This is a genomic window from Microbacterium sp. R1, from assembly GCF_015159725.1.
Classification (GTDB): Bacteria; Actinomycetota; Actinomycetes; order Actinomycetales; family Microbacteriaceae; genus Microbacterium; species Microbacterium oxydans.
In genome coordinates this window covers 305,164-321,356 of sequence record NZ_JADDUD010000004.1, presented here as the reverse complement: position 1 = coordinate 321,356, position 16,193 = coordinate 305,164, and the positions used below count along the sequence as shown (strand labels likewise).

The following is a 16,193-nucleotide window of genomic DNA, read 5'->3' as shown; positions in this document are numbered from 1 at the left end:
GGGGAGACGGGTCACTGCCAGACTCGGTGCTCGAAGGCGGTGCCGTTGACCATCACCCAGGCTTCGATCACGCCACGGCGGTTGCCGAGGTAGCAGCTGAGCCGGCCGCCGTAGCTGCCGTTGCCGTCCATGGTGATCGAGTACGGTCCACCCCATACGCCGCCGTACGTCGCGTCGTTGTTGTTGCACTGCACGGAGATGGTCTGCCCCGGGTCGAAGTCCTGAGCGTTCAGGTAGAAGTACGCGCAGGTGCCGTCGTTGCAGTTCGGCTGGCCGTTCGCGTTGCCGGTCGAGGTGACCCAGGCGCGCGGATTGGGCTTCGGACCCGACGTGCCGGCTTCGCTCCGCGTGATCTTCTGCCCCGCGTCGTCCGTCACCTCGACGTCGATCGTGTGGCGCTGGCTGTAGCCGTCGCCCACGGTGGTGCTTCCGTTCGCACCGACGTGCGTCCACCCGCCGCCGTCGATCCGGATGCGCACGACCTTGATCCCACGTCCGTTGGCCGAGACGTTCGCGTTCCATCCGAACGTCACGCTCTTCGGGTTCGAGTTCACCGTCACCGAGGGCTGCCTCAGCGGTCCATAGGGATTGCCGGACATCTGGTTCGAGGCGTCGCTCGAGTAGGTCTGGCCGTCGACCGTCGAGACGGCACGGACCCGCACGTTGTAGTTCGTGCCGTTCGAGAGGCCGGTGATGACGTTGTTGCCCGGCATCGCCGCCCAGTTGCCCCCGATGGAGTACTGGTACTGCACCTCGTTCGACCTCGCACCGTTGAGCGCGCCGGGAGACCAGGTGAGCGTGAGCGACCGATCGCCTTCGGCGACGTTCGACAGCGAGGGCGCACCCGGCTTGTTCACACCGCGACGCGGTGCCGACATCGGGCTCCATTCACCCCAGTCCGCCTTGTTGTGCGCGCGGATGCGATACGTATACGGCGTCTCCGAGGTCGGGACCTTCACCGCCTGCGACCTGGCGTCGGCTCCCGGCGTGATGGTGTTCCGCAGCGTGCCGCCCTCCCACACCTGCAGCTGGAACGAGTCGATCGGGTCGCCGTTCGCGTTCCCCGGCACCCAGTTCACCTGCATCTGCGCCTCGGTGCCCACGCCCTGCAGCTGTGTGACGGTGGGCGCGGCGGCGGGCATCGGCGGCCCCGCGGGCACCTCGGAGGCCGACCAGCCGCTCCAGCTCGACGGCTCGGGCGCGCGGTTGTGGGCCTGCACGCGCACCTGGTAGATGCCGCCGTTCTCGAGACCCTCCCAGGTCATCGAGTTCCCGGTGGCCTGCTTCTGCGAGACCCCGGACGGCGGAGCCGGCGAGATCTCCAGCGTGTAGCTCTCCACCGGAGAGCCGGGAGTGGTCGGGGTGGCCCACGCGACCTTGAGCGACTTGTCGCCGAAGGTCAGCGTCGGCGGGGTCGGGGTGTCGGGACGAGCGTCCGGACGGGCGACCGCCGACGTGCCGGACGGCTTCGACTCGCCGACCCGGTTGGTCGCGGTCACCTGGAAGGTGTACTCCACGTTGTTTGTGAGGCCGTCGAGCGTGCACGTCGTCGAGCGGCATTCCTTCGAGTACGGGCTGCCGCCGACCGACTTCACCGTGTACTTGGTGATCTCGGCGCCGTTGTTCGACGGTGCGCCGTAGGAGACCACGACGGTGCGGTCCTGCACGCTCGACACCAGCGGGGTGCCCGGTGCCTCCGGCACGCCCTGCACGGTCACGACGATCTGGCCGTTGGCCTCGCGGTCGGGGTCCTTCGTCGCATCCTGGATGCGGTAGCGCACGACCATGGTTCCGACGAAGCTGGCGTCAGGCGTGACGACCACCTGATCGCCCTTCACGGCCGCGCCGCCGGAGCCCGACTCCGTGGCAGCAGTCATCAGCTTGAGCGGGGTCTCCGGGAACGGGTTGTAGTCGTTCGCGAGCACGGGCACCGTGATGCTCTTGCCCTGATCCGCTTCCGAGATCGTGTCGGTGTTCGCAGCAGGAAGCGGGCGGGTCGAGGCGCCGACGCGCACGGTCACGGTGCCTTCGACGGCTTCCGTCGTCCCGTCGGTGATCTCCAGCTTCAGGGAGGACACCGTGCCCTTCTCGACGTCGGACGAGGCCTCGACGAGCAGCTTCGAGCCGTCGATCTTGGCGGTGATGCCCTTGCCCGCACCGCTGACGTACTTGTACCTGTGCTTGCCCTCATCCTCCGGATCGGGGTCGGCCGTGAGGGCGGCCAGGTCGAGCGTCGATGCCTTCTCGCCCGGAGCGACGATGACCTCTGCGCCCGTGAACACCGGCTGCTGGTTCTCCGGCGGCAGCACGTTGATCGGGATGCTCAGCGTCGCCGTACGGCCCTCGGGGTCGTCCGGCCCCGTGCCGTCTGTGACCTCGAACGTGAGCGAGTCCTGCCCGAAGTAGCCCTCGGCCGAGGTGTACACCAGGGTGGTCTCGTCCTTCACGAGGTCGTCGCCGTTGGCGTACACGGCGTTCACCTTGGCATGCTCGGTGATCCGCGCGGTCCCCCCGCCTGCGACGGTGACGAACTTCGAGAGCGGGATCTCCCTGGTCTCGCCGCTCATGACCTCGAGCGGCTTGGTCGAATCCAGGATCGGCCGCAGGTCGGACTCGGCCGGCACGAAGATGAACGCGGATGCGGCCAGATCGTCCTGATCGGTGATCGTGTAGCGGATGAGCTGCAGCTGCTCGGTGACGGTGACCCGCACCTTGCCGTTCTCCAGCTGGGTCGCGCCTTCTCCGAGCACGAGCTTCAGGCGATCGGTGGTGCCGTCCGGGTCCTCGTCGTTCTTGAGGATGTCGAGGTCGGCACTCATCGTGCCGTCGGTGAGGTCGGTCGGCCGCACACGGTCGTCACGCGCGACGGGCGCCTGCAGCGGGACGTCCTCGTCGACGGTGATCTGCAGCGCCGCGGTCGCCTCGGCGCCCCTCGCGTCGCGGATCGTGTACTGCAGCGACGTCTCGAGCTCGCGGTTCGGCGCCTGCACCAGCACCCGATCACCCGAGACGCGGGCCGTGATGCCCGTCTCGGTCGGAACCTCGAGGCCGTCCTTCACGAGGATGATCTTGTCGCCCTCGGGGTCGGAGTCGTTCAGCATCACCGGCACCGAGATCTCGCGACCCGGCCGCACGACCACGGCATCCTTCACCGCGAACGGTCTCTGATTGATCTGCTCGCCCGGTGCGATGCCCACCCGGATCGTGGCGATGCCCTCCTTGCCGAGGCGGTCGCGCACGCGATAGCGGAACACGTCGACACCGGAGGAGTCGTCGAACGCCTCGTACGTGAAGTAGTTCTGCGCCGTCTCGGTGATGCGCCCCTTCTGCGGGCTGGAGGCGATGTCGATCAGCTCGACCGAGTCGCCGTCGGCGTCGATGCCGTCGAGAGGGACGGCGATGTTCGCGGTCGACCCGGCGAGCACGCGGGCCACCAGGTCCTGCGGGCGCGGAGCGGCGTTCGTCTCCTCGTCGACCGGAAGGATCTGGATCGTGACGTAGCCGGCGTCCTTCTGCTGGCGCGAATCGACCGCCTCGTAGGTGAGGTACACGGTCTTCGCGACGGGTCCGGCCTTGAACCGGATCGTGTCCTGCGAGACGAACGCCTCGCCGTCCTCCGGGTCGACCAGCGGCTCGACCAGCTCGGGAACGACGTGCATGACGTCGTCGTTCGGGTGCGTGTCGTTGTCGAGCACCGGGATGGTGACGACGTCGCCCGCGCGCACGATCGCCGTGTCGTCGTTCACGACGGGTTGCAGGAGCTTGTCCGGCGCGGGGATCGGGATGACCACCACCTCGCCCTCCGCCGACTTGGAGCCGTTGGAGATGCGGTACTTGATGCGCGCCTGGTCGGTGAGCGAGCCCTGATCGGTGATGCGAAGCGTCTCGTGGTTGATGACTGACACGGAGATGCCCGAGTCATCGTCGATCGAGACGGACTGCACCACCAGGATGCCGCCGGCGGGGTCGACGTCGTTCGCGAGCACGCCGATGAGCACATCGCCGCCCGTCGGCAGCAGGGCCACGTCGCGCACGGCGACCGGAGGGAGATCCGTCTCGCTCGCCTCGAGCACGTCGACGCGCACGATCCCCTCGCCGTTCTCGGGGCCGGCGGTCGCCAGGTACAGCACGTAGTAGGTGCCGGGAGCATCAGCGGTGAAGGAGAAGGTCTTGTTCGGCCCGTCCGTGACGATGGTCGCGCCGGGAACCTCGTTCACGCGGCCGAGTCGCAGCAGCTCGCGCCCCGAACTGGTGTCGTTGGCCAGCGGTGCCACGGTGACCTGCTCGCCGACGCGGGTCACGACGTGGTCGGCGTTGGTCTTGGGCTTGGTCGAGCCCTCAGGCCGCACATCGAGGGTCACCGTCGTGGTGGCGCTCTCCCCGTATCCGTCGGCGACGGTGACCTGCACGTCCTTGCGTCCCTGCTGGCTCGCGGTCGCCTTGTACGTGATCTGGCCGTCGGTGCTGAAGTCGACCTCGTCGCCCGGCGCGGGGACGACCTCCTTGAGGTAGACATCGTCGCCCTCGGGGTCGATCCAGTCCGGGAGGATGTTGTACGAGATCGTTCCGCCGGTCTCCACGGTGAGACTGGTGTGCCGTTTGGGCACCGGAGCGGTGTTCACGCTCTTGTCGTAGACGGTCAGCGTGACCGCTGCCGTGTCCTTCCCGCCGCGACCGTCATCGGCCTCGTAGGTGAAGGTGGTCGATCCTGTCGCGTCCTCGTCGACCGCGATCTGCAGGGATCCGCCGTTCTGCACCTGCTGGATCGTGCCGAGGGCGGGCTGGGCCTCGGCGAGGGTCGCGACCAGGACGTCGCCATCCGGATCGTTGTCGTTGTCGAGCACGGGAAGCATCGTCGTCACACCGGGGCGCACACCGAACGTGTCGTCCTCGGCGATCGGAGGAGTGTTCTCCTCCTTGCGCTCGGGGAGCGTGGTCTCGACGGTCTCCTCGGTCGAGTCGTCCTCGTTCTCGGTCTCGCCCTCCGGCGGGGTGAGGTCGTTCCAGTTGTCGACGCGCTGCAGGCTCTCGTTCGCCAGCCAGGCCGCTCCGCCCACCGCGTCGTTGAGGATGATGACGTCGCGGTTGACGCGGAACACGAGGCTCTTCGAATCCTCGGCGCCGTCGACGTTCGCGTTGACGTCGTTCGCCGACCCCGGGCATTCCCGGATGAACGTGGCCGTTCCTGCCCATGCGCCGTAGGTGCAGCCGCGCAGCCACACCGGCGCCGCCGGCACGCCGTTTCCACCCGCCTCGACCTCTGTCGGCTCGCCGCCGTCGAGGGGAACGCTCACCAGTGCGTTCGCCGTCGAGACCGCCACCGCGTCGGTGTTCTCGGAGGCCTGCTGCAGAACGGCCTTGTCCGCGCCGGGGATCTCGGTGCGGACGCCGCCCGGGGAGGTCACGACGCCGGCTGCGCGATCCAGCACGACCGGGGTGCGACCCACGGCGGTGATCGCGGGCTTCGCCGAGGCGTCGAGTTCGCCGACCGAAGCGGCGGAGGCGTCGAGCGCCTCCCCCTCGTTGTCGACGGGGACGGTGACGACCTCGCCGCGCTCCGGGGCGAGTCCGAAGACGGTGCCGTCCTTGGCCACAGCGACATCGGCGCCAGCGCCCAGCTCGGCCACCGGCTCGTTGACCTCGGCCTCGAAGGACGCGACGCCCTGCGCCGGCACGACCCAGAGCTCGCCGGTCTTCTGATCGAGGATCGCAGCCGTGCGGTTGCCCAGCGCGACCTTCGCGGAGGAGGGGACCTTCGCAGAGTCGCCGAGCGAGACGCGTGCAGGATCGACGGCGGTCAGCGTGGACGCGTTCTCATCGACGACCAGGATGTTGTTCGTGTCCTGCAGGATGTCGTAGTTCTCACCCGTGGTGCGCAGCCCGCCGTCGAGCACCGTCGACTCGTGGTTGAAGTGCCCCACGAGAAGGCTCGACGTCTTGGTGATCCAGACGCCGCCGTCGTTCAGATCGACCTTGGTGGTCGGGAACCCCTCATAGGTGAAGGCCATCGTGGTGATGGCGATCACGCCCACGGTGACACCGGCCGCTGACGCCAGCGTCTTCGGTCGTGCGCGCATCCATGACAACGCCTTCATACCCGGTTCCCCCCCAGGGTGACACTCTCTGTTCTCCTCGATCGCGACCCGACGGGCCCACGAAGCACCCGTTCATCCTAACTGCGTCCTGGAATACCGCTCGATGGGGAGTTTTGCCCATCGAGCGGGGCGACGTCGAGAAGACCTCGAAGCCGCCCCGCCCATGGAGCATGAGGGCGCGTGCGTCAGCTGCGACCCCGACGCCGTCGGAGGACGAGCGCGCCACCGAGGCTCAGAAGCAGCAGAGCGCCGCCGACGAGGTACCAACCGGGTGCACCGCCCGTCGTGGCGAGGTCACCGCCCGTGGACGACGCATCCGCTCCGCCACTGGATCCCGAGCCGGGGGCTGTGCCCGTCCCCGTTCCCGGTGCGACGCCGCCGGAGCCGTCCCCCGCGCGGGTGACCGTGATCGGCGCGGTCGCCTCGGTCCCGTCGGGGAGGATCACCGCCAGTGTGTGCGCACCGGCCGGCGTCTTCGCGGGGATCGTGACAGCGGTGCGGAACGACCCGTCGGCATCGGCGGTCGCGACGCCCACCCGCACCGGTGTGGAACGCAGCTCGATCGCGAGCTCCGCAGCCTCGGGGAATCCGGTTCCGGAGATCGTGACCCGGCCACCGGCCGCGACCGTCTGCGTGCTCAGCGCCACGGCCGGATCGACGGGATCGACCGGATCGACCGGATCCACCGGATCCACGGGGGCGTCGGTGGGACGCGGGATGTCGACGTGCTTGATCTCCGTCGCTCCGGCCGTCGAGAAGGAGTACACCGTGACGCGCACGCGGTCGTCGTACAGCGCGGCGCGCAGCCCGACGGGGTCGGCACCGCCGACGGCCTTCTCCTCCCAGTCCCCGCTCGGTCCGTACATCGTGGTGACGGCTCCGGTGTTCACGACCGTGGGGCCGTGCGCGCGCGTCGGATCCGGCCGCAGCTCTGTACTCCAGTCGTTCAACGTCGGCGACCAGTGCGTGTGGCTGTTGAACATGATGACGTTCGGGTTCTGTGCGAGCAGGGCGGCGAACCGGGCCTCCTCCTGACCGAAGTCGTTCTCGTAGAACCGCGCGTACGATCCGGAGACCGAGTACGGCAGCAGGTGGTGCGAGAACAGCAGCACCGGCTGGTCCTGGGCGCGCCAGTGGGCGAGCCGATCACGCAGCCAGGTGAACTGCTCCTCGCTGAAGTCGACGAACGGGCCTGCGCCGGTCTTCGCCGTGTAGTCGTAGAACTCGCTGCCGATCCAGATCAGGGGAAGCTGACCGTCCACGAGCACCTCACCCCACAGCCCACCCTGGCCACCGATGTCGCGCATCCCCGTCGAATCGAGGAAGCGCTCCCGGTACACCGCCGATCCCTCGCTGCCGTAGTACTCGTGATTGCCGATCGTCGAGACGACCGTGCCGTACTCGCCGCCGCCACCCGCCGCGAGCGCCGACAGATAGGAGGTGTAGTTCGCGGTCGATCCGTTGCTGACCAGGTCGCCGTTGGACACGAGCACGTCCGCCGTCTGCGCCATCGCGCGGAACCCCGGCAGCACGTTCTGGCTCAGTCGCGTCGTCGCCCCCTGCACGTCGCTGAAGATGTCGACCACGGTGTTGGCCTCGACTCCTTCGGCGAGTGCCGCGAGCGGGCGCACCACCTGCACGTCGTCGAGCATCCACGATCCCGCGGCGCCGGGGGCGTCGAAGACGAACCGCAGGGTCATCGCGGATGCGCCCGCCGGCACCGTGACCGGCAGCCGGAGCTGCGCTGACTCCTCGTCGGCATCGGAGAGCTCGCGCAGCACGGTCTCCGTTCCCTCGTCGAACACCGCCGTCACGGTGCCATGCTGGGTTCCGCCCCTCTTGCGGTAGTGGCTGTCGAGGCGCACCTCCAGCGCATCCCCCGCCTTCACGGCGATCGGAGAGGAGGCGAGGCTGCCGGCGAATGCCCCGCTCGTCGCCTCCGCCACGGCGATCCGCCCCGAAGCGCGGGTGAACGCGTGTCGGCGATCGGTGCCGTACTGAGCGATCACGCTGTCGAGGTTCGACAGCGTCCACGCCCCCGCTCTCGTCCAGCTGTCCGTCTCGAAGCCGTCGAACCAGAGCAGCTGCTCGGTGGTCGAGGTGTCCGGGTCATCGGCGGTGAGCACGGTGATCACGAGCGGGGTCGACACGATGCCGGCGCCACCGAGAGACAGCGTCACCGAGCCGGGCGCGAGGTCAGCGGGCAGCGCGACCGAGAACGACGTCTCCCCCGCGGCGTCAGCGACCGGGATACCGGGAACCGCCGCCCCGGCTTCGCCGAACGACGCCGTCAGCTGCTGGCCGGGGCGCAGTCCGCCGACCTTCACCGGAACCGTCGCACCTGCTCTGGCGACGGGCTTCGCGGCGGAGAGGATGCGCGGTGCTGCATCTGCCGGCGGGGCCTCGCTGATCTGCACGTCGTCGATCATCCAGAACCAGTTGTTGCTGCTCTCGGCGTACGACCAGCCCACCGTGACGGCATCGCTCCCCGCAGGCACCGGGATCGAGACGTCCACCTGCTCGTCGAGACGGTTCCGGGCGAACGACTCGACCACCACCGGCGCTGCGTCGTCGAAGCGAGCGACGAGCTGCGCGGTCTGCGGCGACTGCCCCTGCTTGTAGTGGCTGTCGAAGCGCACCCGCACCGCCCCGTCCTGACTCTGCAGGTCGACGGCTGGGGCCCACAGCACGGAGCTGAAGCGCCCGTCCGTCGGCCGGTTGGCGTCGGAGTGCACGACCGCGGTGACACCGTCCGCACGTGTGAAGGAGCCGCGATCGCCGCTGTTCCCCCAGGTCGACACGACCTCGGCCGAGGTGTGGAACGACCAGCCCTGCCAGTCCGCCCGCATACCGGTCACGTTGGTGTTGTCGATCGACCATCCGGCAGGGGGCTGCGAGGCCGTCGCGTCGGTGAAGCCTTCGGTCAGCGGCGGGGCTGCAGCGAAGGCGGGCGTCGCCGCCGCGCCGACGAGCAGCGTGAGGGCGCACGTCACGGCGATGGCGCCGATTCCGTGTCTGGTTCTCATGTCTCTTCCTAGGGGTTGGTCGACCGCTCATGTCGGCCGAGGCAGGGGGATTCCGTCTCTTCCGAGCATGAGGAGCAAAAGTAGTCATGACAACTTTTTCTACGGAAATTCCCCGATTGTTCACCGATGTGCGTCAGAGTGAACATGTCGCGGTCGCCGCGGGGATGAGAAGTCACGACAACAGGAGCACGAACGAGAATGCCCAGACCTCTGCACGAGCAGCTCTACGAGCGGATGCTCGATCGCATCAGAAGCGGCGAATGGCCGGAGGGCGAACGTGTGCCGAGTGAGCACTCCCTGATCGCCGAGTTCGGGACCTCTCGCGGACCGATCAGGCAGGCTCTCGCGACGCTGCGAGCCGAAGGTGCTGTCGACGGCGGGAGAGGCGCACCGCCTCGGGTGCGGCGAATCGTGCCGACGCAGTCGTTCCAGACCTTCGTCTCGTTCACCGACTGGGCACGTTCGATCGGACGACGCCCCGGCCAACGCGTGCTCGAGGCCGCACGCCGACCCGCCTCGGAAGCGATCGCCGATGACCTCGGAATCGAGACGGGCGCCGCGATCGTGGAGATCGTACGGCTGCGACTGCTCGACGACGAACCGGCGATGCTCGAACGCTCGGCGTTCCCGCTCCCCGTCGGCAGACTGCTGCTCGCCGCCGATCTCGATGCGGGGAGCATCTACCAGGCGATGCAGGAGCATGGCATGGCGCCCGTTCGCGCACGTCATGTCTTCGACGCGGTACCGGCGGACGAGATCGATGCGGCGGCACTGGCGGTGTCCGTGTCCACACCGCTGCTGCGCGTACGACGAACGGGATGGGCGGCCGACGGTTCCCTCGTCGAGGTGGCGGACGACCGCTACCTGCCGACGATGGCCACCTTCGCCGTCGAGAACACCTCCGACGCGCGCTCAGCGCTCACCCGGGAGGCTGCCGGGCACTGAGCGCCGACGGAGCCGACATCACGCTCTCCAGCACCCCGCGATGTGGTCGTCGACCATCCCACCCGACTGCATCAGGGCGTACATGGTGGTCGGCCCGACGAAACGGAACCCGCGACGGCGCAGTTCTTTGCTCAGAGCGGTCGATTCCGGTGTGACGGCCGGGACGTCGGCGAACGATGCCGGGCGCTCACCGGAGACCGCAGGAGCGAACGACCACATCAGCTCGTCGAACTCGCCATCGGCCATGCCACGGACGATGCGGGCGTTGCCGATCGTGGCCTCGATCTTCGCGCGGTTGCGGATGATGCCGGCATCCCCCATCAGACGTTCGACGTCGGACTCGTCGAACTCCGAGACGATCTCGGGCACGAACCCCTCGAACACCTCCCGGAACCGCGGACGCTTGCGCAGGATCGTGATCCAGGAGAGCCCGGCCTGGAACCCCTCCAGCGCCATCTTCTCGAACAGCGCGCGGTCGCCGTGCAACGGCGTGCCCCACTCCTCGTCGTGGTAGCGGCGGTACTCGTCGTCGTCGCCCACCCAGGCGCAGCGGTCGCGGGCGTCGGGGCCCGTGAGAAGAGAGGTCATGCGCTCAGGCTATCCGCGGCGACCGACACCGGATGCCTTCGCGCCTCGCGGCTGCAATCGGCGAACGCTCAGGCGAAGGTGGCGGCGTCGATCACGAACCGGTACCGCACGTCGGAGGCCAGCACGCGCTCGTAGGCGGTGTTGATGTCGGAGGCGGGGATGACCTCGATCTCTGCCGCGATGCCGTGCTCGGCACAGAAGTCGAGCATCTCCTGCGTCTCGCCGATGCCGCCGATGTTGCTGCCGGCAAGCGAGCGCCGACCACCGATCAGCGACATCACGCCCACCTCCAGGGGTTCGCCGGGAGCGCCGACGCACACCATGGCTCCGCCGACGTCGAGCAGGCTCAGGTAGGAGCGCAGATCGATCACGGCGCTCACGGTGTTGAGGATCACATCGAACGATGAGCGCAGCTCGCGGAAGGTCTCCCGGTCGCTGGTGGCGCGATAGTGGTCGGCGCCGAGCCGCAGACCGTCGTCCTTCTTGCTCAGGGTCTGCGAGAGCACGGTCACCTCCGCGCCGAGAGCATGGGCGATCTGCACTCCCATGTGCCCGAGGCCGCCGAGCCCGACGACCGCGACGCGTGTGCCGGGCCCGACGTTCCAGTGCCGCAGCGGCGAATAGGTCGTGATGCCCGCGCACAGCAGCGGTGCGGCGACGTCCAGCGGCAGAGCGTCGGGGATGCGCAGCACGAAGGCCTCGGTCACGACCACCTGCTCCGAGTAGCCGCCCTGGGTGACGGTGCCGTCGCGATCGATGCCGCCGTAGGTGAGCACGGCCCCCTGGGTGCAGAACTGCTCTTCGCCGCGCAGACAGTTGCGGCACTCCCCGCAGGAGTTCACCAGGCATCCGACGCCGACACGATCGCCGACCGCATACCGGGTGACGGCCTCGCCTACCGCAGCGACCGTGCCGGTGATCTCGTGCCCGGGAGCGAGCGGATACTGCTGCGGACCCCAATCGCCGCGGACGGTGTGGATGTCCGAGTGGCAGATCCCGGCGAAGGCGATGTCGATCAGCACGTCGAGCGGGCCGAGTTCGCGTCGCTGGATGACGGTCTTCTCCAGCGGGGCTGCTTCACGGGGTGCGGCATAGGCGTTCACGGCAGGCATCTCGGACTCCTCGGATCGGGTACCTGCCGAGACTACCCAGCGCGGGAGGTGAATCAGCCGTGCCGCGCGAGTCGACGGTCGTCGAGAGGAGAGCGAACCCCGGGCGGGTCAGCGCTGCTTCTTCTTGAGCGCCTTCTCCTGGATGGGGGCCTGTCCGCTCGCCTCGAGGTCGGCGTAGTACGCACGGGCCTCGTCCTGCCGCTGCTTCTCCAGGCCGCTCGCGATGGGAGCGCGCACGTGCTCGGGCTCGTAGCCGAACGCGTTCACGAGGTCGAGGGAGTACGGGCGCAGACGGGCGCACAGGCGGTCGATGTAGCTCGACACCGCCGCGCCGCGCTGCATCGACAGACGTCCGTGGATCAGATGCCAGGCGAGGTGCTTCTCGATGAGCTGCAGGCCGAACAGGTCGCGCAGCCAGGTGAGCACCTTCTTGGTGTCCTCGTCGTCGATCTGGTGCACGGCGTCGGTGAACGCCTCCCACTGCAGCAGCTCTCCGTGCGCACGGGCGGCCTCGATGAGCTCGGCCTGGTTCTCGTTGAACAGGCGAGCGCCGAGGGCCTTGTCCTTCGCACCGGGGCGGAGGCGCGAGGCGATGTCGGCCACCATCTGCTGCACACGTCCGGCGAGCAGATCGTGCTGCTGCTCCTCGCGCAGGCCCCGCTCGACCGATCGGCTCACCTGACCGAAGTCGGAGACGGCCTGACCGAGCTGACGCAGGCCCGCACCGTGGAACAGCTTGCCCGCGGTCATGCCCACGGCGAACTTGGCGAGGGCCGCCGCATCCTTGCCCTGGAACTGCTTCGCGTAGTCGGTCAGCAGACGCTTGCCCACCAGCTGCAGCAGCACGTTGTTGTCGCCCTCGAAGGTGACGTAGATGTCGAGGTCGGCACGAAGCCCGACCAGACGGTTCTCGAACATGAAGCCGGCACCGCCGGTGGCCTCTCGGGCCTCCTGGAGGGTGTCGAGCGCATGCCACGTCGACAGCGGCTTGAGGGCGGCGGCCAAGGTCTCCAGGTCTTCCCGGTCCGCCGGGGTGTCGGTCCGGCCGGAGAAGACACCGTCGAACTTCTGCAGGAACTCGTCGTGCGCGAAGATCTGCGCGTAGGTGGTCGCCAGGCGCGGCAGCAGACGGCGCTGGTGCTTGCCGTAGTCCATCAGCACCACCTCCTGCCCATCAGCACCGTCGAACTGACGGCGCTGGGTGGCGTAGGTGATCGCGATGTGCAGACCGAGGGCGGAGGCCCAGGAGGCCGCGCCGTCGAGGGACACCCGCCCCTGCACGAGGGTGCCGAGCATCGTGAAGAAGCGGCGGCCAGGGCTGTCGATCGCACTGGAGTAGGTGCCGTCGGCCGCGACGTCGCCGTAGCGGTTGAGCAGGTTGGTCCGCGGGATCCGCACGTGGTCGAACGAGAGGCGCCCGTTGTCGATGCCGTTGAGTCCGCCCTTGAGACCGTCGTCCTCGCGGCCGATGCCGGGGAGGTCCACCCCGTCCTCACCGCGCAGCGGCACATAGAAGCAGTGCACGCCGTGGTTCACGCCGTTCGTGATCAGCTGCGCGAAGACGGTCGCCGCTACGCCGTGCAGTGCGGCGTTTCCGAGGTACTCCTTCGTCGCCCCGCGGAACGGGGTGTTGATGACGAACTCCTCCGTCTCCGGGTCGTACGTGGCCGTGGTGCCGACCGCAGCGACGTCGGAGCCGTGGCCGATCTCGGTCATCGCGAAGGCACCGGGGATCGAGAGGTCCATCACTCCGGGGAGCCACTTCGCGTGGTGCTCCTCCGTACCCAGCTGCAGGATCGCCGATCCGAAGAGACCCCACTGCACACCCGACTTGATCTGCAGGCTGGGGTCGGCCACCACGAGCTCCTCGAAGCCCGCGATGTTCGCGCCGTTGTTCTCCTCGCCGCCGAGCGACTTCGGGAACGCGCGATGCACGGCCTTGTTCTCCACCAGCAGGTGCAGCTGGCTGAGCACGCGCTCGCGGTGCTCGTCCTTGCCGAGTTCGTCCTTGCGCCAGAACGCCGAGTCCTTGATCATCTCGCGGGCCTGACGACGCACGTCACCCCACGTGCCCATCAGGGCGTCGTTCACGCGGGCGACATCGAGACGCGGGGTGGCGGCAGCGTTGTCGGGGGAGGTGCGGGTCGTCTTCGGACGGACGGCGGCGTCGACCATGAGCGTTCCTCTCAGAGGGAAGTGGGAATACTGCCATGGTAGGTCTGCCACAACGGGAGTCCTACTGCCCTGTCCACTTCCTCCAATGCGCTGCGGGGGCATCTCCCCGTCGGCTTGTCGTCAGACCACAGTCCGGGCCGGCAGCGCATCTTCCGGCACGGTAGGCGGTGGCGCTCCTGCCTCCCGCCAACGCCGCTTCGTCCCCGCGCTCAGACGCGCCCACGTGCGATCGCGGATGAAGATCGCATCGATCGCGATCATCGTCAGCGAGAACCACGGCAGCCCCATGAGCACGGCGATGCCGATGTGGAACGACAGGATGCCCAGCAGTCCGATCAACCGCGTGGGACGGGTGAGCAGCATGAGCGGGAACGCCACCTGCAGGATGATCGAACCCCAGCTGGCGACGGTGACCATCGGTCCCCATGTCGTGACGAGGTCGCTCAGCACCGGCCAGGTGCCGAACCGGGCGGTCTGCAGCGGGTTGTAGACCGCATACCCCTCTTCCCACGGTGCGCCGCCCGCCTTGTAGAGAGCGCCGGAGGCGTAGACGAAGCAGACCTGTGCCGTGAGAGCCACGAGCGCCAGGTTGTGGAACATGGTTCCCAGCAGCGCCGGCTGGCTGTTCGAGGCGAACCACTCCCCCGACTTCGCCCGACGCCGGGCATCCAGCGACCAGCGCGCCGCCGGGTCGGCGAAGAACAGCAGCAGCAGGGCGATGCGGAACATGTTGTCGCCCTGATCGCCCACCATGTCGTTCGCCTCGATGAACCCCACCCAGAGGCAGAAGAAGATCGGCAGCACGATCCGGAAGCGCCACCCGAGCACGAACAGCACGGCGAGCACTCCGAGCAGAAGGTAGAGCGCCGTGTAGAGCGCATCGTTCCCCATCGCGGCATGGAACGCACTGAACACCCAGATCCTGGGGAACTCGCTCACCGGCTCCGCGAGCTCGCCGTTCCAGGCCGACCCCGATCCGAACGTGTAGAGCCGGGTGCTGAAGTTCGAGATCAGCAGGCCGATCGCGGTGAGTCCGAAGAGGATGCGCGTGACCGCGAGTCCGTAGAGCGCCTTCTTCCCGTGGAAGAGCCAGTCGCCGACGAACGCCGAGATGCGGTCGATCGCCGACAGCACCATCGACCAGAGACCACCGATCATCGACGACACGAAGGTCAGCAGCCGTGTGACGAACGACCGCGGCGGCACGGTGCTCGCCGGAGCCGGTGCCGGAGCGGGTTCGCGAGGAGGGGTGGGCGGCGCGGACGCCGGGGCCGGAGCGGTGATGGTGCTCCGTGGCGCGGAGTCCTTCTTCTTCGCGTCCTTCCGGCGGTCCGCGGTCTTGACCGGCGCGCTCACGGCTGGATCCGCTCGAACTGGCCGCGGAAGGTGTTCGCGAAGTTCTCGCGACTCTGCCCTTCCTCTTCTATGGGCAGACGCCATCCGGTCGTCGAGAACGTCGGGTCGGGGCGCTGCGCGCCGGGGTCGTTGCGATCCTTGTAGGGGACCACGTTCTGGCGGCTCACGCGGTACTGCACCGCGACCACCGCATCCGCTCCCCAGATCGCGTAGGCCACCTGGGTCGCGTACGCGGTCGAGAGGTGCTCCTCGGCCATGTAGGCCTCGGTCGATGGATTGTCTTCACCCTGCAGCTCGTCGAAGGAGCGCACCATCCACTCCTCCCAGTCGTCCTTCATGAAGTCCAGGCCGATGACGGCCTGCTGGTCCGCGTTCAGCTTGTTGTAGGCGTTCATCTGTCCGCTCGCCACCTCACTCGACTGGATGCCGGCCCGCGGAGGGAAGAGGTTGTACCGGATCATCGAGAGCTCCACGTCGGTGGCGCTGACCCACCCGGTCTCGACCTGTTCGCCGTCCTTCTCGATGAGGGCGCGGACGTTGAAGTGGTAGTCGCCGTTGATGGGCTCCGGAGCGAACACGCTCCAGGACTGACCGAACATCGGCAGCATGTACCCGGCGAGGACCTGCTGGGTGGGGATCTCCCGTAGTGCGGAGTAAGGCGCTATCCACAGGAACGAGGCGCCGATGTGCCACAGCGTCAGGAGGCAGGCCGCGAAGGCGATGAGCTTCACCCACCACGTCGGCCGTGGCCGCACGGCTGCTGAGGGTTCCGGCTCGACCGTGTCGGAACCTGCCGCGTCGGAGTGCGGTGCGGACTCGAGTCTGGTGCTCATTCACTTCCCTCCATACCGCCGAGGGGTCGGGACCGCCGTGGGGAAACGGTCCCGACCACTCAG

General features: G+C 68.3%; 8 protein-coding genes. 1 reads left to right on the top strand and 7 read right to left on the bottom strand.

The features are described 5' to 3' along the window. Positions 1 to 11 precede the first annotated feature (11 nt). Entirely contained in the window at positions 12 to 6,077 is a 6,066-nt protein-coding gene (locus ILP86_RS16805) for an Ig-like domain-containing protein (RefSeq protein ID WP_193762496.1), read from the bottom strand. 203 nt (positions 6,078 to 6,280) lie between these two features. After that, positions 6,281 to 9,121: a metallophosphoesterase gene (locus tag ILP86_RS16800; RefSeq protein ID WP_193762495.1), complete on the bottom strand. Its 2,841-nt coding sequence runs from the start codon at positions 9,119 to 9,121 to the stop codon at positions 6,281 to 6,283. 198 nt (positions 9,122 to 9,319) lie between these two features. On the opposite strand from ILP86_RS16800, the gene ILP86_RS16795 reads away from it, so the two are divergent. Continuing rightward, positions 9,320 to 10,066, top strand: coding sequence for a GntR family transcriptional regulator (locus tag ILP86_RS16795; protein ID WP_193762494.1), 747 nt, complete (start codon positions 9,320 to 9,322; stop codon positions 10,064 to 10,066). Positions 10,067 to 10,084: 18 nt separating this feature from the next. On the opposite strand, the gene ILP86_RS16790 is transcribed toward ILP86_RS16795, so the two are convergent. From ILP86_RS16790 to ILP86_RS16770, 5 genes are all read right to left on the bottom strand, one after another. Continuing rightward, a complete protein-coding gene (locus ILP86_RS16790) occupies positions 10,085 to 10,654 on the bottom strand; it encodes a DNA-3-methyladenine glycosylase I (RefSeq protein WP_046746634.1) in 570 nt (189 codons plus the stop codon). A gap of 68 nt (positions 10,655 to 10,722) precedes the next feature. Further along, positions 10,723 to 11,766, bottom strand: a complete 1,044-nt coding sequence (locus ILP86_RS16785) for an NAD(P)-dependent alcohol dehydrogenase (RefSeq protein ID WP_113680840.1) — start codon at positions 11,764 to 11,766, stop codon at positions 10,723 to 10,725. A 108-nt stretch (positions 11,767 to 11,874) separates the two neighbouring features. Further along, positions 11,875 to 13,941 (bottom strand): acyl-CoA dehydrogenase, encoded by a 2,067-nt coding sequence (locus ILP86_RS16780; protein WP_193762493.1) that lies wholly within the window; start codon positions 13,939 to 13,941, stop codon positions 11,875 to 11,877. A gap of 120 nt (positions 13,942 to 14,061) precedes the next feature. Then, the gene (locus tag ILP86_RS16775) at positions 14,062 to 15,297 is read right to left on the bottom strand and encodes an HTTM domain-containing protein (RefSeq protein WP_193762492.1); all 1,236 of its coding nucleotides are present in this window, start codon (positions 15,295 to 15,297) and stop codon (positions 14,062 to 14,064) included. Beyond that, positions 15,294 to 16,130: a DUF5819 family protein gene (locus tag ILP86_RS16770; RefSeq protein ID WP_193762491.1), complete on the bottom strand. Its 837-nt coding sequence runs from the start codon at positions 16,128 to 16,130 to the stop codon at positions 15,294 to 15,296. The genes ILP86_RS16775 and ILP86_RS16770 overlap by 4 nt, the downstream gene beginning before the upstream one ends. Positions 16,131 to 16,193 lie beyond the last annotated feature (63 nt).

Excerpts from the sequence above, each read along its gene's own strand:
- ILP86_RS16790 (WP_046746634.1), bottom strand. The coding sequence starts at position 10,654 with ATGACCTCTCTTCTCACGGGCCCCGACGCCCGCGACCGCTGCGCCTGG.
- ILP86_RS16770 (WP_193762491.1), bottom strand. The coding sequence starts at position 16,130 with ATGAGCACCAGACTCGAGTCCGCACCGCACTCCGACGCGGCAGGTTCC.
- ILP86_RS16800 (WP_193762495.1), bottom strand. The coding sequence starts at position 9,121 with ATGAGAACCAGACACGGAATCGGCGCCATCGCCGTGACGTGCGCCCTC.
- ILP86_RS16785 (WP_113680840.1), bottom strand. The coding sequence starts at position 11,766 with ATGCCTGCCGTGAACGCCTATGCCGCACCCCGTGAAGCAGCCCCGCTG.
- ILP86_RS16780 (WP_193762493.1), bottom strand. The coding sequence starts at position 13,941 with ATGGTCGACGCCGCCGTCCGTCCGAAGACGACCCGCACCTCCCCCGAC.
- ILP86_RS16805 (WP_193762496.1), bottom strand. The coding sequence starts at position 6,077 with ATGCGCGCACGACCGAAGACGCTGGCGTCAGCGGCCGGTGTCACCGTG.
- ILP86_RS16795 (WP_193762494.1), top strand. The coding sequence starts at position 9,320 with ATGCCCAGACCTCTGCACGAGCAGCTCTACGAGCGGATGCTCGATCGC.